Origin of the sequence: Sphingobium sp. PAMC28499 (assembly GCF_004795815.1) — a bacterium.
Taxonomy (GTDB): Bacteria; Pseudomonadota; Alphaproteobacteria; order Sphingomonadales; family Sphingomonadaceae; genus Sphingobium; species Sphingobium yanoikuyae.
Genome location: NZ_CP039248.1, coordinates 2,233,983 through 2,257,850, shown reverse-complemented (window position 1 = coordinate 2,257,850; position 23,868 = coordinate 2,233,983). Strand labels below are relative to the sequence as shown.

The 23,868-nt window shown below is 64.9% G+C and carries 28 protein-coding genes and 1 tRNA gene; 22 read left to right on the top strand and 7 right to left on the bottom strand.

Features of this window, described 5'->3' with window-relative positions:
• Nucleotides 1-9 precede the first annotated feature (9 nt).
• From cyoA to E5554_RS10930, 8 genes are all read left to right on the top strand, one after another.
• Entirely contained in the window at nt 10-1,125 is a 1,116-nt protein-coding gene (gene cyoA / locus E5554_RS10965) for a ubiquinol oxidase subunit II (protein ID WP_136186783.1), read from the top strand.
• A 5-nt stretch (nt 1,126-1,130) separates the two neighbouring features.
• The gene (cyoB, locus tag E5554_RS10960; RefSeq protein WP_136186782.1) at nt 1,131-3,131 is read left to right on the top strand and encodes a cytochrome o ubiquinol oxidase subunit I; all 2,001 of its coding nucleotides are present in this window, start codon (nt 1,131-1,133) and stop codon (nt 3,129-3,131) included.
• A gap of 5 nt (nt 3,132-3,136) precedes the next feature.
• Nucleotides 3,137-3,760 carry a cytochrome o ubiquinol oxidase subunit III gene (gene cyoC, locus E5554_RS10955; RefSeq protein WP_004207842.1) on the top strand — a complete coding sequence of 208 codons (624 nt, stop codon included), beginning with the start codon at nt 3,137-3,139 and terminating at the stop codon, nt 3,758-3,760.
• On the top strand, nt 3,757-4,173 hold the full coding sequence (cyoD, locus tag E5554_RS10950) for a cytochrome o ubiquinol oxidase subunit IV (RefSeq protein ID WP_017499771.1): 417 nt from the start codon (nt 3,757-3,759) through the stop codon (nt 4,171-4,173). The genes cyoC and cyoD overlap by 4 nt, the downstream gene beginning before the upstream one ends.
• Nucleotides 4,170-4,895, top strand: coding sequence for an SURF1 family protein (locus E5554_RS10945; RefSeq protein ID WP_136186781.1), 726 nt, complete (start codon nt 4,170-4,172; stop codon nt 4,893-4,895). The genes cyoD and E5554_RS10945 overlap by 4 nt, the downstream gene beginning before the upstream one ends.
• A complete protein-coding gene (locus E5554_RS10940) occupies nt 4,892-6,226 on the top strand; it encodes an ATP-binding protein (protein ID WP_136186780.1) in 1,335 nt (444 codons plus the stop codon). Before E5554_RS10945 ends, E5554_RS10940 begins: the two co-directional genes overlap by 4 nt.
• On the top strand, nt 6,216-6,749 hold the full coding sequence (locus tag E5554_RS10935; protein ID WP_010338178.1) for a response regulator transcription factor: 534 nt from the start codon (nt 6,216-6,218) through the stop codon (nt 6,747-6,749). Before E5554_RS10940 ends, E5554_RS10935 begins: the two co-directional genes overlap by 11 nt.
• A gap of 64 nt (nt 6,750-6,813) precedes the next feature.
• Nucleotides 6,814-6,887 (top strand) — tRNA-Gly (locus E5554_RS10930).
• A 74-nt stretch (nt 6,888-6,961) separates the two neighbouring features.
• On the opposite strand, the gene E5554_RS10925 is transcribed toward E5554_RS10930, so the two are convergent.
• From E5554_RS10925 to E5554_RS10905, 5 genes are all read right to left on the bottom strand, one after another.
• A complete protein-coding gene (locus tag E5554_RS10925; protein WP_136188315.1) occupies nt 6,962-7,432 on the bottom strand; it encodes a nuclear transport factor 2 family protein in 471 nt (156 codons plus the stop codon).
• On the bottom strand, nt 7,432-8,061 hold the full coding sequence (locus E5554_RS10920) for a pyridoxamine 5'-phosphate oxidase family protein (protein ID WP_136186779.1): 630 nt from the start codon (nt 8,059-8,061) through the stop codon (nt 7,432-7,434). Before E5554_RS10920 ends, E5554_RS10925 begins: the two co-directional genes overlap by 1 nt.
• A 61-nt stretch (nt 8,062-8,122) precedes the next feature.
• On the bottom strand, nt 8,123-9,097 hold the full coding sequence (locus E5554_RS10915) for an alpha/beta hydrolase (RefSeq protein WP_136186778.1): 975 nt from the start codon (nt 9,095-9,097) through the stop codon (nt 8,123-8,125).
• 124 nt (nt 9,098-9,221) lie between these two features.
• The gene (locus tag E5554_RS10910; RefSeq protein ID WP_247594427.1) at nt 9,222-10,106 is read right to left on the bottom strand and encodes a LysR family transcriptional regulator; all 885 of its coding nucleotides are present in this window, start codon (nt 10,104-10,106) and stop codon (nt 9,222-9,224) included.
• Between the two features lie 188 nt (nt 10,107-10,294).
• A complete protein-coding gene (locus E5554_RS10905; RefSeq protein ID WP_168708698.1) occupies nt 10,295-10,465 on the bottom strand; it encodes a hypothetical protein in 171 nt (56 codons plus the stop codon).
• A gap of 129 nt (nt 10,466-10,594) precedes the next feature.
• Here E5554_RS10905 and rutB point away from each other — a divergent pair, with 129 nt between their 5' ends.
• The 14 genes from rutB to E5554_RS10835 all read left to right on the top strand — a co-directional run bounded on the left by rutB (nt 10,595) and on the right by E5554_RS10835 (nt 22,704).
• Nucleotides 10,595-11,377 (top strand): pyrimidine utilization protein B, encoded by a 783-nt coding sequence (rutB, locus tag E5554_RS10900; RefSeq protein ID WP_136186775.1) that lies wholly within the window; start codon nt 10,595-10,597, stop codon nt 11,375-11,377.
• On the top strand, nt 11,377-11,760 hold the full coding sequence (rutC, locus tag E5554_RS10895; protein ID WP_037512501.1) for a pyrimidine utilization protein C: 384 nt from the start codon (nt 11,377-11,379) through the stop codon (nt 11,758-11,760). Before rutB ends, rutC begins: the two co-directional genes overlap by 1 nt.
• On the top strand, nt 11,753-12,535 hold the full coding sequence (gene rutD, locus E5554_RS10890) for a pyrimidine utilization protein D (RefSeq protein ID WP_136186774.1): 783 nt from the start codon (nt 11,753-11,755) through the stop codon (nt 12,533-12,535). The genes rutC and rutD overlap by 8 nt, the downstream gene beginning before the upstream one ends.
• A 5-nt stretch (nt 12,536-12,540) precedes the next feature.
• Entirely contained in the window at nt 12,541-13,635 is a 1,095-nt protein-coding gene (gene rutA / locus E5554_RS10885; RefSeq protein ID WP_136186773.1) for a pyrimidine utilization protein A, read from the top strand.
• Nucleotides 13,636-13,824: 189 nt separating this feature from the next.
• Nucleotides 13,825-14,415: a M17 family peptidase N-terminal domain-containing protein gene (locus tag E5554_RS10880; protein WP_136188314.1), complete on the top strand. Its 591-nt coding sequence runs from the start codon at nt 13,825-13,827 to the stop codon at nt 14,413-14,415.
• 50 nt (nt 14,416-14,465) lie between these two features.
• Nucleotides 14,466-15,128: a response regulator transcription factor gene (locus tag E5554_RS10875; RefSeq protein WP_168708761.1), complete on the top strand. Its 663-nt coding sequence runs from the start codon at nt 14,466-14,468 to the stop codon at nt 15,126-15,128.
• Between the two features lie 230 nt (nt 15,129-15,358).
• A complete protein-coding gene (locus E5554_RS10870; RefSeq protein WP_010338169.1) occupies nt 15,359-16,018 on the top strand; it encodes a hydrolase in 660 nt (219 codons plus the stop codon).
• Nucleotides 16,019-16,112: 94 nt separating this feature from the next.
• A complete protein-coding gene (locus E5554_RS10865; protein WP_136186771.1) occupies nt 16,113-16,949 on the top strand; it encodes an alpha/beta hydrolase in 837 nt (278 codons plus the stop codon).
• A gap of 22 nt (nt 16,950-16,971) precedes the next feature.
• Entirely contained in the window at nt 16,972-17,232 is a 261-nt protein-coding gene (locus E5554_RS10860; RefSeq protein ID WP_069336477.1) for a XapX domain-containing protein, read from the top strand.
• A gap of 80 nt (nt 17,233-17,312) precedes the next feature.
• On the top strand, nt 17,313-19,157 hold the full coding sequence (locus E5554_RS10855; protein WP_136186770.1) for an amidohydrolase: 1,845 nt from the start codon (nt 17,313-17,315) through the stop codon (nt 19,155-19,157).
• Between the two features lie 135 nt (nt 19,158-19,292).
• Nucleotides 19,293-20,183, top strand: coding sequence for a glyoxalase (locus E5554_RS10850; RefSeq protein ID WP_136186769.1), 891 nt, complete (start codon nt 19,293-19,295; stop codon nt 20,181-20,183).
• Between the two features lies 1 nt (nt 20,184).
• Nucleotides 20,185-20,613, top strand: coding sequence for a DoxX family protein (locus E5554_RS10845; RefSeq protein WP_136186768.1), 429 nt, complete (start codon nt 20,185-20,187; stop codon nt 20,611-20,613).
• A complete protein-coding gene (locus E5554_RS10840; protein ID WP_136186767.1) occupies nt 20,606-21,982 on the top strand; it encodes an alginate export family protein in 1,377 nt (458 codons plus the stop codon). Before E5554_RS10845 ends, E5554_RS10840 begins: the two co-directional genes overlap by 8 nt.
• A gap of 20 nt (nt 21,983-22,002) precedes the next feature.
• Complete coding sequence (locus tag E5554_RS10835; RefSeq protein ID WP_136186766.1) at nt 22,003-22,704, top strand: YoaK family protein; 702 nt, start codon at nt 22,003-22,005, stop codon at nt 22,702-22,704.
• Nucleotides 22,705-22,707: 3 nt separating this feature from the next.
• Here E5554_RS10835 and E5554_RS10830 read toward each other — a convergent pair whose 3' ends face one another.
• Both E5554_RS10830 and E5554_RS10825 read right to left on the bottom strand, forming a co-directional pair.
• Nucleotides 22,708-23,283, bottom strand: a complete 576-nt coding sequence (locus E5554_RS10830) for a TMEM175 family protein (RefSeq protein WP_017499794.1) — start codon at nt 23,281-23,283, stop codon at nt 22,708-22,710.
• Nucleotides 23,280-23,861: an AraC family transcriptional regulator gene (locus E5554_RS10825; protein WP_136186765.1), complete on the bottom strand. Its 582-nt coding sequence runs from the start codon at nt 23,859-23,861 to the stop codon at nt 23,280-23,282. The genes E5554_RS10830 and E5554_RS10825 overlap by 4 nt, the downstream gene beginning before the upstream one ends.
• Between the last annotated feature and the right edge of the window lie 7 nt (nt 23,862-23,868).

Genomic DNA, 23,868 nt, shown 5'->3' with positions numbered 1-23,868 from the left:
CCGCGCGCCATGTCACACCCTCTCTCACCCAACTGGAGCCGGCTTCTGCGCTGGTCCTCCGCGATCCTTGCGGCGCCGCTGGCGGGCTGCAACTGGGTCGTGATGAACCCGTCGGGCGACATTGCGGTGCAGCAGCGCGATCTGATCCTGATCTCGACCGCGCTGATGCTCCTCATTGTCATCCCCGTCATGGCACTGGTCGTCTATTTCGCCTGGCGTTACCGCGCCGCGAACAAGGCGGTCGAAAAGGAATATGACCCCGACTGGGATCATTCCACCAAGCTGGAGCTGCTGATCTGGTCGGCCCCGCTCCTCATCATCATCTGCCTGGGCGCGCTGACCTGGGTGAGCACCCACAAGCTGGACCCCTATCGTCCGCTCGACCGCATCGACGCGCAGACCGCGATCGATCCCAAGGTCAAGCCGCTGGTCGTCCAGGTCGTGGCGCTCGACTGGAAATGGCTCTTCATCTATCCCGAACAGGGTATCGCCACCGTCAATGAAATGGCGCTGCCGACCAATGTTCCGGTCCGTTTCGACATCACTGCCTCGACCGTGATGAACAGCTTCTACATCCCTGAACTCGCCGGCCAGATCTACGCGATGCCCGGCATGAAGACGCAGCTCCACGCCGTCGCCAACAAGCCGGTCACCGGCACCGGCTTCTCCGCCAACTATTCGGGCGCGGGCTTCACCCACATGCGCTTCGGCTACAAGGCGCTGGACCAGGCCGGCTTTGACGCCTGGGTCGCCAAGGTGAAGGCCAGCAATGCGTCGCTCGACCGCAATGTCTATCTGAACCTGGCCAAGCCCAGCGAAAAGGCGCCCGTCGCCTATTTCTCGGCCGCCGATGCCAAGCTGTTCGACGCGGTCTTCAATCTCTGCCCCAAGCCCGGCCAGCGTTGCATGGGCGAGCTGATGCACATCAACCAGATGGGCGGCGCGGGCAAGGAGTCGGCCAAGGAGACCGAAGGCCTCCAGTACGACTTCCCCAACAGCCATGTGATCGACCAGACCGATCGCAACGAGGGCAAGGAAACCGCCCCCGATGCGCCCGGCGCCGAAAAGGCCCCGGCCGATCACTCCTCTCACAGCGGCGCTGACGCGCACGCGCAGCATCGGTAAGAGACATGACCGGTACACTCACAACAGCACAGATGATCTTCGGTCGTCTGACATGGGACGCGTTCCCATGGCATGAACCCATCGTCGTCGCGACATTCTGCGCGGTGGTGCTGGGCGGCGCGGCCGTCGTTGCGGCGCTGACCTATTTCAAGCTCTGGGGCTATCTCTGGAAGGAATGGTTCACCAGCGTGGACCACAAGAAGATCGGCATCATGTACATGGTGCTCGGCCTCATCATGTTCCTGCGCGGCTTTGCCGACGCCGTCATGATGCGCCTCCAGCAGGCGCTCGCCTTCAACGGGTCCGAGGGTTACCTCAACGCCCATCACTATGACCAGGTGTTCACGGCCCACGGCGTGATCATGATCTTCTTCGTGGCGATGCCGTTCATCACCGGTTTGATGAACTATATCGTCCCGCTGCAGATCGGTGCCCGCGACGTCAGCTTCCCCTTCCTGAACAATTTCTCGTTCTGGATGACCACGGGCGGCGCGGTGCTGGTGATGGCCTCGCTGTTCCTGGGCGAATTCGCCCAGACCGGCTGGCTCGCCTATCCGCCGCTTTCGGGGATCGACTATAGCCCGGCCACGGGTGTCGACTATTATATCTGGGCCCTGCAGGTGGCAGGCGTCGGCACGACATTGTCGGGCATCAACCTGATCGCGACCATCGTGAAGATGCGCGCGCCGGGCATGTCCCTCATGAAGATGCCGGTGTTCACCTGGACCTCGCTCTGCGCGAACATCCTGATCGTCGCTTCCTTCCCGATCCTGACCGCCACTTTGGTCCTGCTGTCGCTCGACCGCTATGCCGGCACCAACTTCTTCACGAACGACTTCGGCGGCAACCCGATGATGTACGTGAACCTGATCTGGATCTGGGGTCACCCGGAAGTCTACATCCTCATCCTGCCGCTGTTCGGCGTCTTCTCGGAAGTCACCTCGACCTTCTCGGGCAAGCGCCTGTTCGGCTACACCTCGATGGTCTACGCGACCTGCTGCATCATGGTGCTCTCCTACCTCGTGTGGCTGCACCACTTCTTCACCATGGGCTCGGGTGCCAGCGTCAACAGCTTCTTCGGCATCACGACGATGATCATCTCGATCCCGACGGGTGCGAAGCTCTTCAACTGGCTCTTCACCATGTATCGCGGCAAGATCCGTTTCGAGCTGCCGATGATGTGGACCGTCGCCTTCATGCTGACCTTCACGGTCGGCGGCATGACCGGCGTCCTGCTCGCCGTTCCGCCGGCGGACTTCGTGCTGCACAACTCGCTGTTCCTGATCGCGCACTTCCATAACGTGATCATCGGCGGCGTGCTGTTCGGCCTGTTCGCAGCGAACAACTACTGGTGGCCCAAGGCCTTCGGCTTCAAGCTGAACGTGTTCTGGGGCAAGGTCAGCTTCTGGTGCTGGCAGGTCGGCTTCTGGCTCGCCTTCACCCCGCTGTACATCATGGGCCTGATGGGCGTGACGCGTCGCATGCGCGTGTTCGACGATCCGTCGCTGCAGATCTACTTCGTCATCGCCGCGATCGGCGCCGCCATCGTCGCGGCCGGCATCGGCGCGATGCTGCTTCAGTTCGCCATCTCCATCTGGAAGCGCGACGAACTGAAGGTCGAAGGCGATCCGTGGGATGGCCGTACCCTGGAGTGGGCGACCAGCTCGCCCCCGCCGGAGTATAATTTCGCCTTCACGCCGGTCGTCTATGACGCCGACAGCTGGGCGGACATGAAGAAGAATGGCTATCAGCGTCCGCTGACCGGCTATCAGGCGATCCACATGCCCAGCAGCACCGGCGCCGGCGTCATCCTTGCCGCCCTGTCGACGCTCTGCGGCTTCGCGCTGATCTGGTACATCTGGTGGCTCGCGGGCCTCAGCTTCATCGGCATCGTCGCGGTCGCCATCGGCCACACCTTCAACTACAAGCGCGACTTCTACATCCCCGTCGAGGATGTGACGCGCACCGAGGAAGAGCGCACGCGAATCCTCGCCGCTGGAGTCTGACTGACATGAGCAGCGCAACTGCAACCACGGAACCTCGGGCATATCATTTGCCCGAGGAGCCGCACCTCCACGAAGGCCACAGCACCATGCTGGGCTTCTGGATGTACCTGATGAGCGACTGCCTCATCTTCGCCATCCTGTTCGCCACCTATGCCGTGCTCGGCGGCAGCTTCGCCGGCGGCCCCGGCCCGAAGGATCTGTTCGACCTGCCGCTCATCGCGCTCAACACCGCGATGCTGCTCTTCTCGTCGATCACCTACGGCTTCGCCATGCTGGCGATGGAAAAGAACCGGATCAGCGCCACCCAGGGCTGGCTGTTCGTCACCCTCCTGTTCGGCGGGGCGTTCCTGTTCATCGAACTCTACGAATTCTCGCACCTCATCCATGAGGGCGCGGGTCCGTGGCGTTCGGCCTTCCTGTCGGCCTTCTTCACCCTGGTCGGCACCCACGGCCTGCACGTCACCTTCGGTTCGATCTGGCTGATCACGCTGATGGTGCAGGTGGCCAAGAAGGGTCTGATCCCGGCCAACAAGCGTCGCCTGATGTGCCTGTCGATGTTCTGGCACTTCCTCGACGTCATCTGGATCGGCGTCTTCACCTTTGTCTATCTGATGGGAGTCCTGCGGTGAGCGACGCTGTCCATAGCCACGACGCCCACGGACATGGGCACGATCATCACGATGACCATCATGAAGAAGGATCGCATGGCAGCTTCGGCAGCTACATGATCGGCTTTGGCCTGTCGGTGATCCTGACGGCCATTCCCTTCTGGCTGGTGATGTCCGGCGTGCTGGGCAATCCCCAGCTGACCGGCATCGTCATCATGGCCTTCGCCGCGGTGCAGGTGATCGTCCACATGATCTACTTCCTGCACATGAACACCCGCGTCGAAGGCGGCTGGTCGTTCATGGCGATGATGCTGACCATCGTCCTGGTCGTCATCGTGCTGTCGGGTTCGATGTGGGTCATGTTCCACCTCAACGCGAACATGATGCCGCACGCCGACATGTCGGCGATGCACAATATGAGCGAGATGCCGTGACATCCGCGAAGATCGGGGGGCGCCGCCGGCGCTCCCCGCGCTTTACGATCGGCCTGACGCTGATCGCCCTCATCCTGTTTTCCGGTCTTTGCGCGCTCGGCAGCTGGCAAGTCTATCGCCTCGCCTGGAAGCGCGACCTGATCGCACGGGTCGACGCCCGCATCCATGCCGCGCCCGTCCCCGCCCCCCGCAGCGCCACCGGCGACGACGAATATCGCCGCGTCACCGCATCCGGCCATTTCCTGCATGACAAGGCGGTGCTGACCCAGGCCGTCACCGTGCGCGGCCCCGGTTTCTGGGTGATGACGCCGCTGGTGACCGACGCCGGCTTCACCCTGATGGTCAATCGCGGCTTCGTGCCGCAGGACAATCGCACCCGCTACAGCCGGCCTCTAGGCAAGGTCCAGATCGTCGGCCTGCTGCGCCTGACCGAGCCCAAGGGCGGTTTCCTGCGCAGCAATGATCCCGCCGCCGGCCGCTGGTATTCGCGCGATGTCGCCGCGATCGCCGCCGCGCAGCATGTCGCCCCGCCGGTCGCGGACTATTTCGTCGATGCCGGCGCCAATTGCGCGCCCGACACCGCGCCGGTCGGCGGCCTGACCGTCGTCCGCTTCCCCAACAACCATCTCCAATATGCCATCACCTGGTTCATACTGGCGGCGATGGTCGCAGGCGCCTACATCTTCCTCATGCGTCGGGATCCAGAAGACAGCACGGAATGAGCGAGACCCAAGCCGTCAGGCGCCGCTGGCTGCCCAGCCAGTGGCCTGCCGATGCCGCCGGTCGCAAGAATATGGCGCTGCTGATCCAGCTGCGCTGGATCGCGATCGCCGGGCAACTAGTGACGATCCTGATCGTCCAGTTCCTGATGGGGGTGCGCCTGCCCCTCGCCCCGATGCTGCTGGTCGCCGCCGTCGCCGTGCTGGTCAACGCCGCCAGCTTTGCGGCGCTGCGCCCCCGGACCGACATCACCCGCGCCGAATTGTCGGTATCGCTGCTGTTCGACGTACTGCTGCTGACCGCCCAGCTCTATCTGTCGGGCGGCGCGACCAATCCCTTCGTCTCGCTCTATCTGCTCCAGGTCGCGCTCGGCGTGCTGCTGCTCGACCGGGCGAGCGCCTGGGGCATCACCGCCGTGTCTGCGCTGTGCGCCGGCCTGCTGGCACTCGACTATCGCCCGCTCGACCTGAGCGACCGGCTGGCGGGCCGACTGTTCGACCTGCACATCATCGGCACCTGGATCTGCTTCACCATGATCGCGGTGCTGCTGGTGCTGTTCATCACCCGGATCAACCGCAACCTTCAGGCGCGCGAAGCCTATCTGGCCAGCATGCGTCAGCATGCGGCGGAGGAAGAACATATCGTCCGCATGGGCCTGCTCGCTTCGGGCGCCGCGCATGAACTGGGCACCCCCCTCGCCCAGCTCGCCGTGGTGCTGGGCGACTGGCGCCGCATGCCCGAAATCACCGAGCATCCCGCCCTGATAGAGGAAGTGGGCGAGATGCAGAGCGCAGTTCTGCGCTGCAAGGCGATCGTCACCGGCATTCTCCTTTCCTCGGGCGAGGCGCGCGGCGAGGCACCGGCCGTCACCAATGTGCGCGACTTCATCGAGGGGATCGCCGCCGAATGGCGCCGCGCCAATCCGGGCATGCCGCTGCGCTGCGACTTCGGCCCGCATGACTATCCGCGCATCATCGCCGACCCGGTGATCCGCCAGGCGGTCGGCAATCTGCTCGACAATGCGCGCGAGGCCGGGGCGACCTATATCGACCTGCTGGTCGGACGCGACAGCGCCTCGCTCAACATCGCCGTGCGCGACAATGGCAGCGGCTTTTCGCAGGCGATGCTGGAGGATTTCGGCAAGCCCTACCGCTCCAGCAAGGGCAAGGAAGGCCATGGCCTAGGCCTCTTCCTTGTGGTCAATGTCGTGCGCAAGCTGGGCGGCAGCGTATCGGCCAGCAATGGCGCCGATGGCGGCGCGCTGATCCTGCTGCGCCTGCCGCTCGATACGGTCGCACTGGAAGAGGGAAGTGACAGCGAAGATGACAGCTGAACGGCTGCTGGTGATCGTCGAGGATGACGAGGCCTTTGCAAAGACCCTCAAACGTTCGTTCGAGCGGCGCGGCTATGAGGTACTGACCGCCGCCAGCCATGGCGCGCTGGAGGAGGTGCTCAAGGGCAACCGCCCCGGCTATGCCGTGGTCGACCTCAAGCTCGGCCCGGAATCGGGCCTGGTCTGCGTCCAGACGCTGCACGCCCATGATCCCGACATGCTGATCGTGGTGCTGACCGGCTTTGCCAGCATTGCCACCGCGGTCGAGGCGATCAAGCTCGGCGCGACCAACTATCTGGCGAAACCGTCCAACACCGACGATATCGAGGCCGCCTTCGCCCGCTCGGGCGGCGACCCCGCCGCGCCGCTCGCGCCGCGCCCGACATCGATCAAGACGCTGGAATGGGAACATATCCATGAAGTGCTGAAGGATTGCGACTTCAACATCTCCGAAACCGCCCGGCGCCTGGGGATGCACCGCCGCACCCTCGCCCGCAAGCTGGCGAAACGCCAGGTCGGCTAATTTCGCGCGCGTCCATCAAGCCCCGTTGACCGCGCCCCATGGCCATGCCATGGCCACTCCAGACGCGGGTGTAGCTCAATGGTAGAGCAGCAGCTTCCCAAGCTGACGACGGGGGTTCGATTCCCCTCACCCGCTCCAGATTTTCCTAAGCATCTGAAATGCCGTGTAAAAATGGCGCACCCCAAGGAAGATGCGATTGCTGCAGGCCAATCCTACATCCCTAGCTCGCTCAACCCTGGATGATCGTCGGGCCGTCGCCCCTGCGTCCAGTGGAATTTCCGCTCCGGCGCATTGATCGGCGCATCATTGATGCAGGCGAGCCGCCGCTGCATCAGGCCGCTCTCGTCAAACTCCCAATTCTCGTTGCCATAGGAGCGGAACCAGTTGCCGCTGTCGTCATGCCATTCATAGGCGAAGCGCACCGCGATGCGGTTGTCGGCAAAGGCCCATAATTCCTTGATCAGCCGATAATCCAGTTCGCGCTGCCATTTGCGCGTCAGGAAGGCGATGATCGCGGAGCGGCCATTGACGAACTCGGCCCGGTTCCGCCACTGGCTGAGCGGCGTATAGGCCATGGCCACCCTGGCCGGATCGCGGCTGTTCCAACCATCCTCGGCCAGGCGCACCTTCTGTGTCGCGCTCTCCAGGGTGAAGGGTGGTAGCGGCGGTCTCACATTGTCCATCATGCGTCTCCCATCTTGGCAACGCGATCCTGCAACGCCCGGTTCTCGGCTTCCAGTTGCGCCATCCGTTCATGCAGCGGCTGGACCGCCTGTTCGATCTCGCGCTCGGTGAAGCGCGGCGTGATATGCTGCGGACAATTCCAGTCGAACGCCTCCAGCCGCAGCCGGAAGATGCGTTCCGCCCGCGCCTTGTAATCCTTGTCCATGACAAGATCGGTGAGCGCCGGATCGGCATCGAGCGCCAGCTTCTCGACATGGACATAGATTTTCAGCCGGGCGCGGCGGGGATAGTCCATCAGGATCAGGCAGGCCCGGTCGTTTGCGGCCAGGTTGCCGGTGCTGATATATTGGCGGTTGCCGCGATAATCGGCAAAGGCCAGCGTCCGGTCGTCGACCAGCTTGAGGAAGCCGGCCGGGCCGCCGCGATGCTGGACATAGGGCCAGCCATCCTCCGACACGGTGGCCATGTAGAAACTGTCGCGGGCTGCCAGGAAATGGGCTTCATTGTCGGTGAAGCGGTCAAAGGCGCGATTGCCGCTGAACGCCGCCCAATGGGCGTCCGCGCCCATCTCCGCCTGCGCCGCGCGGACGCTCGGCGTCGTGGCGATATCCAGAAAACCGTAGGACATGGTCTATCTCCCATCATCCGTCCGTTGCGGGGCCATGCATCACCATGGCCCCACCGGGGTTTCAGCGCGCCGCGACCTTGCGATCGAGGAAGTCGCGGATCAGCGGCGCCATTTCATCCGGCTTGTCTTCCAGGGCGAAATGGCCGGTGTCGAGAATATGCATCTCCGCGTCGGGCAGGTCACGCTTGTAGGGATGCGCGCCGGGTTCGGGGAAGATCTTGTCATTCTTGCCCCAGACAATCAGCGTCGGCGGTTTGCGTTCGCGGAAAAAGGCCTGGAACGCCGGGTAGAGCGGCACATTGGTGCGATAGTCGTAGAACAGGTCGAGCTGGATATCCTTGTTGCCCGGCCGGTCGAGCAAGGCCTGGTCCTGCACCCAATTGTCGGGGCTGATCCGCGACAGGTCGCGCACGCCATCGGTATATTGGAATTTGGTGGCGTCGAGGCCGACGAGCCAGGCCTGCGCCTCGCGATCCTTGGCCGACCCGCTCTGCCAATAGGTCTTGATCGGAACCCAGAAGGCGCCCAGCCCTTCCTCATAGGCATTGCCATTCTGGACGATGAGGCCGCTGACCCGCTCGGGATGTTTGAGGGCGAGGCGGTAACCGACCGGGGCGCCATAATCCATGACATACATGGCGTAGCGCCGGGCGCCGATCTTGCCCATCAGCGTGTCGACCATGTCGGCATAATGGGCAAAGCTGTAGGTGAACTGGCGATGGTCGGGCGCGTCGCTCTGGCCAAAGCCCGGATAGTCGGGCGCGATCACATGATAACGGTCGGCGAGCAGCGGGATCAGGTTGCGGAACATGTGCGACGATGTCGGGAAGCCGTGGAGCAGCAATACCACCGGGCCATCGGCGGGGCCGGCTTCGCGGTAGAACATCTTGACGCCATCGATCGTGGCGCTGCGATAATGGACGGTGGCGGCCGCAGCCTGCGTGGCGACGACGCTGGCAGGCGCGGCGATCGCCTCGGCCGAGGCAGCGATGCCGGCGGTCGCCAGCAGCGTCGAAATGACCAGTTTCTTCATCATGTCCTCCACCCTGTTGGGGTCGCTGAGCAAGGGCTTCAGCTTCTGGAGACAGAGATAATCCTTGTCCTCATTCCTGATAATTCGGGAAATCTGGAAGTCATTATTCCTTATGATGGAATAATGGTCATGCCTGCTGGAACAGAGGATTGGCCCGCAGCCGATCGACCGCCAGATCGACGAAGCTGCGCACCTTGGCCGCCGCCCGCCGCCCTTCGGCGTGGATGACATGGATCGGCAGCGGCTTTTCCATCTGCTCGTCCAGAACCGTGACCAGCCGCCCGGCCGCCAGTGCCGGCTCGACCTGGTAGGACAGCACGCGGGTCAGCCCCCAGCCCTGCTCGGCGGCGGCGATCGCCGCTTCATTGGTGTTGCAGAAAAGTTGGGGGTGGACCGTGACGCTGCTCCGGCCCTCCGGCCCAAAATGCCATTCGGGCGAGGCCCATGCCCCGGTCGGGCCGATGATGCGATGATGGACAAGGTCGGCCGGGGTCCGGGGCATGACATGCTGCTCGAAATAGGCCGGCGCGCCACAGATGACCCGCCGCACCGTCCCGACCCGAATGGCGCTGAGGCCCGAATCCGGCAGATGACCGATCCGGATGGCGACATCGATGCCCTCCTCGACGATGTTGACAAGCCGGTCGACGAACAGGCTGCGCCCGGTCACCGCGGGAAAGCGATCCAGATAGTCGAGCAGGATCGGCAGCACGTACATCTGGCCAAAGATCACCGATCCCGTGACGATCAGCGTGCCGGTGGGATTGCCATGGGCGCCCGCCGCCGCCGCGTCTGCATCCGCCATGTCGGCCAGGATGCGGCGGCAATCGTCGAGGTAGCCACGCCCTGCCTCCGTCAGCTTCACCGATCGCGTGGTCCGCGTGAGCAGGCGCACGCCGATCTCCTCCTCCAGCGCGGAGATCGCCCGCGTGACCGCCGGCGGGCTCAGATGCAGCTGCCGCGCGGCTTCGGCAAAACCGCCGGTTTCCGCCACGCGAACGAATATCTTCATGGCTTGCCAACGGTCCAAAGCATTCCCCTCGATCATCGCTGCGGCCGAAAAGGATGCGCAGAACCCCATGCGCCGGTCAATCTTCCTGCGGGAAGCAGTCGGCCAGCGGCGCCGCCAGCACGGGATAGGACAGGCCGTCCCTATGCGGCAACCGCGGCAATATCCGCGCCAGCCCCAATGGGCCGCGATCACCCCGCGAGGGTAGGGCTGAGCAGGATGCCGACCAGCAATCCGGACATCACCGTGCTGACCGATGCACTGCGCTTTTCCGGCGGGGACAGATGCGCAGCCAATGGAACCAGTTGCTGCGCGACGCTGGCCGCAAGACCAAGCGACATCGATGCGACAAGCAGGAACAAGCCCGATGGCGCCATGCCAGCCGCGTCAGCGTCATGGAAAGAGGCAGGCACTGGCCGAAGATCCTCGCGGCCTCTATGCCGCCCCCTCCTATGTTACGACGGCCGTCATTGCACGGGATCAACCGCGCCATGACGGCCGCGCTTGACCATTGGGTGCATCTGCTCAATCCTGCGCCGGTGAGCGAAGCCATCGTCGATCCCGCCCCGTCCCGTTCCGGTCCCTGCGTGGTGCTGCCCGCGCGCCCCGAAGCAATCCGGATCGATGCCGCGACGACGGCGCTGATCGTCGTCGACATGCAGAATGCCTATGCCAGCAAGGGCGGCTATGTCGACGAGGCCGGCTTCGACGTCAGCCCGGCGGCGGGTGTGATCCCCCGGATCGCGGAGGTCGTCGATGTGGCGCGGGCCGCGGGCATGCCGGTGATCTTCCTGCAGAATGGCTGGGACAGCGGCTATGCCGAGGCCGGCACGCCGCTGTCGCCCAACTGGCACAAGTCCAATGCGCTCAAGACGATGCGGGCGCGGCCGGACCTGGCGGGCAAATTCCTGGCGCGCGGCGGCTGGGACTATGAACTGGTGGAGGCGCTGGCGCCGCACGAGAACGATCTGCGCGTCCACAAGCCGCGCTATTCCGCCTTCTTCAACTCGCAACTGGATAGCGTTCTGCGCGCACGCGGCATCCGTACCCTGGTCTTCACCGGCATCGCCACCAATGTCTGCGTGGAATCGACCCTGCGCGACGGCTTCCATCTCGAATATTTCGGCGTGCTGCTGGAAGATGCGGTGCATCATCTGGGGCCGGATTTCATCCGCGAGGCGAGCCTCTACAATGTCGAGAAATTCTTCGGCTGGGTGAGCAATGTCGCCGATTTCCGCACCGCCGTCGGCCAGCTTCCGCCCAAGGAGATCTGATGCCCTTCGAACCGATCAATCCGCCCCAGTTCCCGACCCCGATCGCCCCTTATTCGGCGGGCGCAAGGGCCGGGAATACGATCTATGTCTCGGGCGTGCTAGCACTGGGCGAAGGCGGCACGGTGCTGCATGTCGGCGACGCCGCCGCGCAGACCCGCCATGTGCTGGACGTCATCAGGATCACGGTCGAGGCGGCCGGCGGCACCATGGCGGACATCGCCATGAACCATATCTTCCTCAAGGATCTGGACGATTACGCGGCCTTCAACGCCGTCTATGCCGAATATTTTCCCGGCGACAAGCCGGCGCGCTACTGCATCAAGTGCGAGCTGGTGAAACCCGATTGCCTGGTCGAGATCGCCTCGGTCGCGCATCTTGGCTGAGGCCGCCGGCCTCTATTATGAAATCCACGGGCGCGCGGACGCCCCGCCGCTGATCCTGTCGAGCGGGCTTGGCGGATCGGCCAGCTATTGGGCGCCGAACATCCCGGCGCTTGCCGAGCATTTCCACGTCATCGCCTATGACCATCGCGGCACCGGCCGCAGCGACCGGACATTGCCCGAAACCACCTCGGTCGAGGATATGGCGGGAGACGTCGTCGTCCTGATGGATGCTCTGGGCATCGGCAGCGCGCATTTCATCGGCCATGCGCTGGGCGGCGCGATCGGCATGGAACTGGCGATCGCCACCACACGGCTCGACAGCCTAATCGTCATCAACGGCTGGCGGACACTGTCACCCCATACCCGCCGCTGCTTCGAAACGCGGCTGGCCCTGTTGCGCCATGCCGGCGTCGAGGCGTTCCTGCGGGCGCAACCGCTGTTCCTGTTCCCGCCGGACTGGATCACGGCTCATGACGATGCGCTGAAGGCTGAACTGGCGCATCATCTCGCTACCTTCCCCGGCGCGGCCACGATGGAAAAGCGGATCGCCGCCGTGCAGGCCTATAGCCCGCACCTGCTCGACCTGACGGCCGTGCCCAGGGTCCTGGCCATCGCCACCCGCGACGATTTCCTCGTCCCCCATGCCAGCGCCCTCGATGTCGCGGCGCCGATCGCATGGGCCAAGACCGCCAGCTTCGACTGGGGTGGCCACGCCTGCAACGTGACCGACCCGGATGCTTTCCATCGCCTCGTCCTCGAATTCCTCAGGAGTTGAAATCCATGCAGGTCGGCGTTTTCATCCCCATCAACAATAATGGCTGGCTGATCAGCGAGAACGCCCCGCAATATCTGCCGAGCTTCGACCTCAACAAGGAAATCGCCCAGCGCGCCGAGAAATATGGCCTCGACTTCCTGCTTTCGATGATCAAGCTGCGCGGTTTCGGCGGCAAGACGCAATTCTGGGAATATGGCCTCGAAAGCTTCACGCTGATGGCCGGCCTTGCGGCGGTGACGGACCGGATCAAGATCTTCGCCACCTGCCCCACCCTCATCATCCCGCCCGCCTTCGCCGCGCGCATGGCCAACACCATCGACTCCATCAGCCATGGCCGCTTCGGGCTGAACCTCATCACCGGCTGGCAGCCGCCCGAATATACGCAGATGGGGCTTTGGCCGGGCGACGAGCATTTCCGCAACCGCTATGATGTGCTCGACGAATATGCCCGCGTGCTGCGGGAATTGTGGGAGACCGGCCGATCGGACTTCAAGGGGCAATATTATCAGATGGACGACTGTCTGGTCCGCCCCCAGCCGCAGGCCGACATGAAGATCATCTGTGCCGGATCATCCGACGCGGGCCTGGCCTTCTCGGCCAAATGGGCGGACTATGCCTTTTGCCTGGGCAAGGGCGTCAACACGCCGACCGCCTTCGCCTTCAACAATGACCGCCTTGCGAAATTCACGGCGCAGACCGGCCGCGCCGTGTCGGTGTTCGTGCTGGTCATGGTGATCGCGGCGGAGACGGACGAGGAGGCCATGGCCAAGTGGCAGAGCTATAATGACGGCGTCGATATCGACGCGATCGCCTGGCTGGCCGACCAGGGCGCGAAGGACACCGTCAACACCGACACCAATGTGCGCCAGCTGGCCGCGCCCGAAGGGGCCGTGAACATCAATATGGGCACTTTGGTCGGCAGCTATGCCAGTGTGGCACGGATGCTGGACGAAATGGCGCAGGTGCCCAATACCGGCGGCGTGCTCCTGACCTTCGACGATTTCCTGAAAGGGGTGGAAGCGTTCGGCACGCGCATCCAGCCGCTGATGAAGAGCCGCGCCGAAAGCGCCCGACATTCCCGATCTTCCCACAGAAGTTAACCACCAAAGCCGTTGGCAGCCGGGATGCCTGGATGCACGCCCCCCCTTCCTACCACGGCAATTCCGCATGATTGTCCAAATCCCGCGCGCCCTGGCCACGACGCGGGCAATATGCCCCTCTAGCCTGCCCCAAGGAGACGCCGACCCGCATGGCTGCGTCATGGCGGGAGGATCAACAGGGTGGCGAGCATGGATGCGCCGATCGTCGGCACATATCGCACCGTCCGCTTCCGCGCCGGGCCGGTCGATCCGATCGCGAGCGATGTCGATCTGCTGATCGTCGGCATGCCGATCCTGTCCGCCACGAGCCGGATCGATCCTGGCGCCTGCGCGCTCGACGCCGCCCTGTCAGGCACCTTGTCGCAACTGCGCGCGGGCGGCCTTTTCGACGGCAGGTTCGGCGAGACGATGATCCTGTCCAGCCCGCCGCCGCCGGTGCGCTGCCGGTCGCTGATGATCGTGGGCATGGGGGAAATCGACGATCTGGATGCCGAGCGGCTGGGCCGGCTGGCCGCCGTGGCGATGCGCGCGGCGCTCCGGCTCGACAGTTGTTCGATCGCCTGCCTGCTGCGGCTGCTCGATCCGGCGGCAACGAAGGTCGCGCAACGCGCCGCCGCCCGCGCGATGATGGCCAGCGTGCTGACGGCGCTGGACGCCTATCTCTCACCCGGTCCCGCTCCCGGCCGGTTCGCCGGCCTGAACTGGACCTTCGACCAGCCCGACAGCGCCGCCGACGTGCTGGGCACGATCATCGCGCAATGGCCGGCCGCGCCGCGATGAGGCGCGACTATCGCATGGACTTGGGAAGCGGAACACGCCACTCTGGTGCGATGCAGCCCGGTCCGATCCACAGCCACGACATGCAGCCTGCGATCACCCCCATATCGATCCTGGTGGTGGACGATCATGCGCTGCTGCGCGAGGGCGTGCGGGCGATGCTGGCGACCCAGGCCGACATGCGGATCGTCGGCGAGGCGGACAATGGCCGGCGCGCGGTGGAGGAATATGCGCGGTTGCGCCCCGACATCGTGCTGATGGACCTGCAGATGGCGGAAATGCCGGGGCTCGACGCGATCGCCGCGATCCGGGCCATCCATCCCGACGCCCGGATCATCGTGCTGACCACCTATTCGGGCGATGGCCGCACGATCAAGGCGCTGCGTGCAGGGGCGATGGGCTATCTGCTCAAGGCCAGCCTGCGCAAGCAGCTGCTCGACGCGATCCGGTCAGTGCATCTGGGCGGCAAGCATCTCGACGCCACCGTCGCCACCGCGATCGCCCTGCACGTGCTGGAAGACCCGCTGACCGAGCGCGAGATCGCGGTGCTTTCGCTGGCCGCCTGGGGCAACAGCAACAAGCAGGTCGCGGCGCGACTCGATATCAGCGAAGAGACGGTGAAGGGCCATATGAAGTCGATCTTCTCGAAGCTCGACGCGACCGATCGCACCCATGCGGTGACGCTGGCGATCAAGCGCGGACTGATCGACCTCTGACGACCTGGCGCGCGAGCGCGCCCTTTGCATCGGAATGATCGCTAACATGTCAGCCTGATCCAAGATCGGGCGGCGACGGACAGCTATGATCGCGCGCGTCAGGCCAGTGACTGACCATTTCTATTTTTTAGAACAAGCCGGTGCATTTTATCTGGATATTTCGGATCAGGCACGCCGGCTAACACTGTCTTCACAGCAGCGACGACTGCTCGAAACCAAGGAGCCGACCCATGACGATCACCGCCACGCCGACGCCGGGCAAGTCCCTCATCTCGCCGACCGACCACACTTTGGTCCTGATCGACTTCCAGTCGCAAATGGCCTTCGCCACCAAGTCGATCGCGCCGGAACTGCTGCGCAACAATGCCGCCCTGATCAGCCGTGCCGCCAAGTCGTTCGGCGTGTCGACCATCCTGACCACCGTGGCCGAAAAAAGCTTTTCGGGGCCGATGTTCAGCGAGATCACCGACGCCTTCCCCGGCCAGCCCCTGCTCGACCGCACCAGCATGAACACCTGGGAAGATGCCGCCGTGATCGAGGAAGTGAACCGCATCGGCAAGGAGCGGATCATCTTCGCCGGCCTGTGGACCAGCGTCTGCATCGTCGGCCCGGTCGCCTCCGCGATCGACCAGGGCTTCGACGTCTATTTCATCGCCGACGCCTGTGGCGACATCAGCGAGGAAGCGCATGAGCGCGCCGTGCAGCGCATGATCCAGCTCGGCGCCAAGCCGATGACCTCGCTCCAGTACATGCTGGAACTGCAGCGCGACTGGGCGCGCACCGAAACCTATGAGTCCACCACCGGCATCGCCAAGGAATTTGGCGGCGCATACGGCCTGGGCATCAAATATGCGAAGGCCATGTTCGGCGCCTCCGAAGGCGGCCACTGACCTGCGCCAGGGGCCGGCGGTGCCTCCCCCTCTCCCCATGCACCGCCGGCCCCTTCCCCTCTCCCCTTTCCCCACCCGAGCAAAGGAAATCCCCATGAGCTTCGTGACCACGGATGACGGCGTCGACATCTTCTTCAAGGATTGGGGTCCAAAGGACGCCCAGCCCATCATGTTCCACCACGGCTGGCCGCTGTCGTCGGATGACTGGGACGCGCAGATGCTGTTCTTCCTGTCGAAGGGCTATCGCGTCGTCGCCCATGACCGTCGCGGCCATGGCCGCTCGGCCCAGGTGAGCGAAGGCCATGACATGGCCCATTATGCCGCCGACGCCGCCGCCGTCGCCCGCCATCTCGACCTCAGGAACGCCATCCATATCGGTCATTCGACCGGCGGCGGCGAAGTGGCCGCTTATGTCGCCCGCCATGGCCTGCCCGAAGGCCGCGTGGCCAAGGCCGTGCTGGTCAGTTCGGTGCCGCCGATCATGCTGAAGACCGACCGTTATCCCGGCGGCCTGCCCATGGACGTGTTCGACGGGCTGCGCGCCGGCCTCGCCGCCAACCGTGCGCAATTCTTCCACGATGTCGCCGCCGGCCCCTTCTACGGCTTCAACCGCGACGGTGCGGACGTGAAGCCGGCCGTCATCGACAATTGGTGGCGCCAGGGCATGATGGGCAGCGCCAAGGCTCATTATGAAGGCATCAAGGCCTTCTCCGAAACCGACCAGACCGACGATCTGACCGCGATCACCGTGCCGACCCTGGTGCTGCATGGCGATGACGACCAGGTCGTGCCCTACAAGAATGCCGGAGTGCTGCAGGCGCAGATCCTGCCGAATGCGACCCTCAAGATTTACGAGAGCTATTCGCACGGCATGCTGACGGTGAATGCCGACGTGCTGAACGCCGACATCCTCGCCTTCATCCAGGCCTGATCACAGACGCAGGAGACCGGCGATGAAAGTCTATCTTCTCTCCCTCGGCGCCGGTCTCCTGGTCGGCATCGTCTATTCGCTGCTGGGGGTGCGCTCGCCCGCGCCCCCGGTAGTGGCCCTGATCGGCCTGCTGGGCATATTGGTCGGCGAACAGATCGTGCCGCTCGCCAGGCGCTGGGCCGATGCCCATGAACTGACCCGCTTCGTGCGCAACGAATGCCGCGACCATGTACTGGGCACGCTCCCGAACAATCGGGCCGACAATCAAAAGGGCGACGCGTGATTACCCGCCGCGACGCCATGGCCGGGGTGGCCGCCTCCGCCCTTCTCTCCCCCTTTCCTGCTCAAGCCAAGGACCGCCCCATGACCGACACGATCATCGTCAATGCCAAGGTGACGACGCTGAACCGGAGCAATCCGGTGGCGGAAGCGGTCGCCATCCGCGACGGCAAGTTCCTGGCCGTGGGCAGCGAGGCGGAGGTGCGCGCCGCCGCGCCGGACGCAACGGTGATCGATGCCAGGGGGCATCGCCTGATCCCCGGCCTGATCGATAGCCATATGCACATCATTCGCGGCGGCCTGAATTTCAACATGGAACTGCGCTGGGATGGCGTGCCGACGCTGGCCGAGGCGATGGATATGCTTAAAAGCCAGGTCGCCCGTACCCCTGCTCCGCAATGGGTGCGCGTGGTAGGCGGCTTCACCGAACATCAGTTCGCCGAAAAGCGCCTGCCGACCATCGCCGAACTGAATGCCGTCGCGCCCGACACGCCGGTCTTCATCCTGCACCTCTATGATCGCGCGCTGCTCAACGCCGCCGCGCTGCGCGTCGTGGGCTATACCAAGGACACGCCCAATCCGCCGGGCGGCGAGATCGTCCGCGACGCGGCCGGCAACCCGACAGGCCTGCTGCTGGCCCAGCCCAATGCGACCATCCTCTATTCGACGCTGGCCAAGGGGCCAAAGCTGCCGCAGGACTATCAGCTCAATTCGACCCGTCACTTCATGCGCGACGTCAATGCGCTGGGCGTCACCGGCGTGATCGACGCAGGCGGCGGCTTCCAGAATTATCCAGACGATTATGAGATCATCGAGAAGCTGCATCAGGACGATCAACTGACCGTCCGCATCAGCTATAATCTCTTCACCCAGAAGCCCAAGGAAGAGCTGGCCGATTTCTCCGGCTGGGTGAAACAGGTGACGCCGGGCCAGGGCGACGACAGCTATCGCCACAATGGCGCGGGCGAGATGCTGGTCTATTCCGCCGCCGACTTCGAGGATTTCCGCCAGCCCCGGCCGGACATGCCGGCCAATATGGAGGGCGATCTGGAGCCGGTCATCCGCCTGCTGGCCGAGCATCGCTGGCCCTGGCGCCTGCACGCCACCTATGACGAGACGATCGGCCGCGCGCTCGACGTCTATGAAAAGGTGAACCGGGATATCCCTTTGCAGGGCATCAACTGGTTCTTCGACCATGCCGAAACCATCAGCGACCGCAATATCGACCGGATCGCCGCGCTGGGCGGCGGCATCGCCGTGCAGCATCGCATGGCCTATCAGGGCGAATATTTCGTCGAGCGCTATGGCGCCAAGGCTGCCGAGCGCACCCCGCCGATCGCCCGGATGATCGCGGCGGGCATCCCAGTCGGCGCCGGTACCGACGCCACCCGCGTCGCCAGCTATAACCCGTGGGTATCTCTGTCGTGGCTGGTGACAGGCCGCACCGTCGGCGGCTTCGCCCTCTATCGCGGCGACAATCGCGTCAGCCGGGAAAAGGCGCTGGCGATGTGGACGCACGAGAATACATGGTTCTCCAACGAGATCGGCAAGAAGGGGCAGATCAAGGCCGGGCAACTGGCCGACCTCGCCTTGCTGTCGGCCGACTATTTTGCGGTGCCGGACGATCAGATCGTCCATATCCGATCGGTCCTGACCCTGCTCGGCGGCAAGGTGGTCCATGGCGAGGGCGATTATGCCCCGCTCGCGCCCGATCTGCCAAAGCCCATGCCCGACTGGTCGCCGGTCGCCACCTTCGGCGGCTATCACAAGACCCGTGAGGCGCGCGCGCAGCTGGCATCGGCCTGTGCCTGCCATTCGGCCTGCGGCGTCCATGGCCATGATCATGCCGCGGCGCTGGGCGCCGATGTGCCGGCCGCCGATGTCCAGACCTTCTGGGGATCGCTCGGCTGCGGCTGCTGGGCCGTCTGACGATAACCGCAAATCATTGTCATTCCCGCGCAAGCGGGAATCCATCTCGCAACCAAGCCCGACGGCGCAACGCCCGGAGATGGATCCCCGCCTTCGCGGGGATGACGAGAAAGACTTCCTGCCTGGAGATAGTCCATGAAGCGCTTCGCCTTCCTATTCGCCGCCGCCATCCTGATGCCTATGCCGGTCGCCATCGCAAAGCCCGCCGCCAGCGCCGATTATGCGGTCGGCCCGCAATATGACACGACCCATGTCTATGTGCCCGAAGGCCAGTTCGACGCCTTCGTCACCAGCTTCGTCGCGACCTTCGGCGGCAAGACGTCGAAGCAGGGCGAGTTCCAGGTGACGCCGACGCCCAGCCTGACCAAGTCGCAACTGGCGCTGACTCCGGCCGGCACCGTCTCGGTCTTCGGCTTCAAGACGCCGATCCCCTATCCGTTCGGCGATGAGCGGACCGGCTATCTGGTGAGCGACATGGACGCGGCCGTTGCCTCCGCGCTCAAGCATGGCGCGGTGCGCCGCATCACCACCTTCCCCGATCCCATCGGCCGCGACGTGGTGGTGCAATGGGCTGGTGGCGTGAACATGCAGCTTTACTGGCACACCGCCAAGCCCAGCTATGCTGCGCTCGCCACCGTGCCGGAAAATCGCATCTACCTGACCGCCGACGTCGCTGACCGGTTCATCAGGGACTGGACCGGCTTTGCCCATGGCAGGATCGTCTCCGACGATCGCGCCGCCAAGGGCGAGGAAATCGGCCAGCCCGGCAAGGCCATCCGCCGCGTCGCCATCGAGAGCGGCTATGGCAAGATGACCGTCTTCGTCTCGGACGGCCAACTCCCCTGGCCCTATGGCCGCGACATGACCGGTTATGAGGTCGCCGACATGGACGCCACGCTGGCCAAGGCGAAGACCGCCGGCGTCGAAACATTGGTCGCGCCGCAGAGCGTCGCCGGTCGCCAGAGCGCGATCCTGCGCTTCCCGGGCGGCTATATCGCCGAAGTTCATGCGCCCGAGGCGAAGTAAAATGCGCACCGACCGCGATCCCCGCTTCGTTGACGCGATCCTCGACTGGAAGCCGACCTGGTTCATCGCCCGGCTGCTGCTGGTCGGCGCCTATCTGCTGGGCGGCATCGTCAAGCTGACGGACTGGCCGGCGGCGGTTGCCGAGCAGGCGCATTTCGGCATGAACCCGCCAGCGCTCTGGGCCGCGCTCACCATCGCGATCGAACTGATCGGGCCGATCCTGATCCTGACCGGCCGCATGGCCTGGCTGGGCGCGGGGATGCTGGGCGTCTTCACCCTGCTGGCCGCCTTCACCGCCAACGCCTTCTGGACGATGCCGATGGGGCAGGAGCGGTTCATGGCCACCAATGCCTTTTTCGAGCATCTGGGCCTGATCGGCGGCTTCATCCTGGCGGCGCTGGTCGCCGAACAGGCGCAGCGCCGTGTGTAAAAAATCAGTCTGCCTTGCCCTCTCGCTCTGCGCTTGCCCGCCGCTGGCCGCGCAGACGCGGGAGGCCTGGCAGGCGCCGACCCTGTCGATCACCCGCTATGACGAGGATTGGTCGGATCTGGCGGACGCGCAAAAGCGCGGCCATCACTGGACGGGCCCGTTCAAATATATCCCGCTGGGCGACGATGTCTGGCTGTCCACCGGCGTCGAACTGCGGCTGCGCAACGAAAATTATGTCGACAATCTCTGGGGCGGGGCCGATGCGCCCGACGACAGCTATTTATGGGCGCGCGCCATGCCCTATGCCGACCTGCATGTCGGCGCGCCGGACCGGCTCCATGCCCGTGCCTTTGTCCAGCCGATCATCAGCCATGCGGTCGGCGTTGCGCCCTCGGCCAGCCCGATCGACCAGAGCCGGCTCGACCTGCTCCAGGGCTTTGCCGAAGTCGGCGCCGGACCCGTCACCCTGCGCGCCGGCCGCCAGATGGTTTCACTCGGCACCGAAAGGCTGGTCGGCACCCGCTATGGTCCCAATACCCCGCTGGCGTTCGACGGCGTGCGCGGCAGCCTGTCCCTGGGCGAGGGCCGCGCGCTCGACCTGTTCCTGCTGAACCCGGTACAGCCCGGCTCCGACAGTTTCGACGATCGCACGTCCGACACCCGCAGGCTGTGGGGCGCCTATGCGACGCTGCCGGATCTCGACCTCTATTATCTGGGCTATCGCAACCGCGCCGCGCGCTTCGGCGGGCTGACCGGCCGGGAGGAGCGCCACAGTCTCGGCCTTCGTTCGCATGGCGCGCGGGGCGACTGGCACTGGAATGTCGAGGGCGTCTATCAGTTCGGCCATTATGACGGGCAGCGCATTACCGCCTGGACGATCGGCACCGAAGTCGGCCGCACCCTGCCCGGCCTGCCGCTGTCGCCCGACGCCACGATCCGCTTCAACATCGTGAGCGGCGATCGTGACAGCGAAGATGACAGGCTGGGCACGTTCAACGCGCTCTTCCCCAAGGGCAAATATTTCGGCGAACTCTCGCCCGTCGGGCCGACCAACATCGTCAGCCTCAATCCCCGGATCAGCGCGCCGCTGGGTGACGGCTTTTCCGCCAGCGTCGCCGGCATGGCCTATTGGCGATACGCCCGCCATGACGGCGTCTACGACATTCCCGGCAACCTGATCCGTGGCCCCGGCGACAGCCGCGCCCGCTTCATCGGCAAGGAAGTGGAGGCGACGCTGGCCTGGCAGGCGACGGCGGAGCTGGAACTGTCAACTTCGCTGTCCTTCTTCGCACCGGGCGCCTTCATCCGTGAGACCGGCCCGGCCCAGACCATCGCCATGACCGGCCTTGAGGCCAATTTCCGTTTCTAGATCCTGTGAGGAGCATCATCATGCCGCCAGCGTCCCAAAGCGCATCCCCCCTGCCCGGCCTGCTGTTGCTGCTGTCGGCGACGACCGGCCTGGTCGACGCGGTCAGCGTGCTGGGCCTGGGCAAGGTGTTCACCGCCAACATGACCGGCAATGTCGTGTTCCTGGGCTTCGCTGCGGCACAGACGCCGGGCTTCAGGGTGGCGCCCTATCTGGTCGCGCTGCTGACCTTCTTCATCGGCGCGCTGATCGCCGGCCGGGTCGGCCAGGGCTTGGGCAAACGCCCGCTGCGCCACTGGCTGACGGTCGCCGCGCTGATCGAGGCGGCATTGCTGTGGATCGCGGCGGTGGTCGCGCTGAACTTCCATGTGCCCACGCTCCAGCCCGCTGCCGGCCTGTTCACGATCATCGGCCTGACCGCGATCGCGATGGGCTTTCGCAACGCCACCATCCGGCAGTTGAAGGTGCCCGACCTCACCACCACCGTGCTGACCCTGACCGTCACCGGCATTGCGGCGGATTCCAGCCTAGCGGGCGGCGCCAATCCCAATCTTGGCCGGCGGATCGCGGCGATCGTCGCCATCTTCGCGGGCGCGGCGGCCGGCGCGCTGATGGTGGTGCATATGGGGCTGGCGCTGCCGCTGCTGGTATCGGGCGCGATCGTGCTGGTCGGCACCCTGCTGTGCGTCCGCCACCCGGCGGCCGCACTGCCCCACGGGGGCTGAAGATCAGGGCAGCGCGACCCGCGCGAACCGCCGGTCGGGCACGAACCAGAGCGCGACGACCAGCACATAGAGCGCGACCGCCAGCCAGCGGCTGACGAAGCTCAGGGGAATGGCCGCGCCATATATGGCCAGCGTTCCCCAGCCCTTCCAGTCCATGCCGAGCGCGCGGGCGAGCCTGGAGCCTGCGCCATTGCAGGCGATGATCGCCCGTTCGGTCAGGAAATAGCCGATCGCCGCCGCGCCCAGCACCATGCCATAGGCCGCCGTCGCGCCGGTCGACCAGGCGCTCTCGTCCAGCCAGCGGATGACGAACGGGACCAGGCTGAGCCAGAAGAGCAGGAACAGATTGGCCCACAGCACCCGGCCGTCGATGCGCGGGTTGAGCTGGAACAGATGATGGTGATTGTTCCAGTAGAGGCCGACATTCACGAAGCTGAGCAGATAGGCGATAAGCAGCGGCAGGCATTGCGCAAGATCCGCGAGCGATCCGCCGCGCGGCACCTTCAGTTCCAGCACCATGATGGTGATGATGATCGCGATCACCCCGTCGGTGAACGCCTCCAGCCTTTTGCTGTTCATGCCTGTGCCGCCAATGGCGATCCCTGCCAGGTCCGGCGCCAGGACAGCGGCGTGGTGCCGACCAGCCGCTTGAACAGCCGGGTCAGGTGCGCCTGGTCGGTCAGGCCGCAGGCGCTGGCGATGTCCGACAGGCTGTGGCCGGTTTCCAGCATCAGCCGCTGTGCCCGGCGGATGCGCTGGCGGATGACATAGGCATGCGGCGTTTCGCCCATGCTGACCTTGAACGCGCGGCAGAAATGACCGGGGCTCAGGCTCGCCACCAGCGCCAGTTCCTCCGTCACCAGCGTGCGGCCCAGCCGCGTCTCGACATAGGCGGTCACCTTGCGCAATTGCCAGCCGGCCAGCCCGCCGGTCGGCGGCGAGCAATGGCTGTCGGGACGCCGGGCCAGCATGACGGCGCCGTCGTCCGCATCCGTGCCCTGCCGCAGCAGGTCGCGCAGTTGATCGAGGCACAGGTCCGCCCGGTTGGGGTCGCGATGCAGCAGCATCTGCGCCCGCGCCAGCAGGTCCAGAAGCGGCGCGGCGTCGAGCCGATGCGGCAGGTTGGGGCGCGTGTTAAGACTGGCGATATCCGGCATGGCGGGA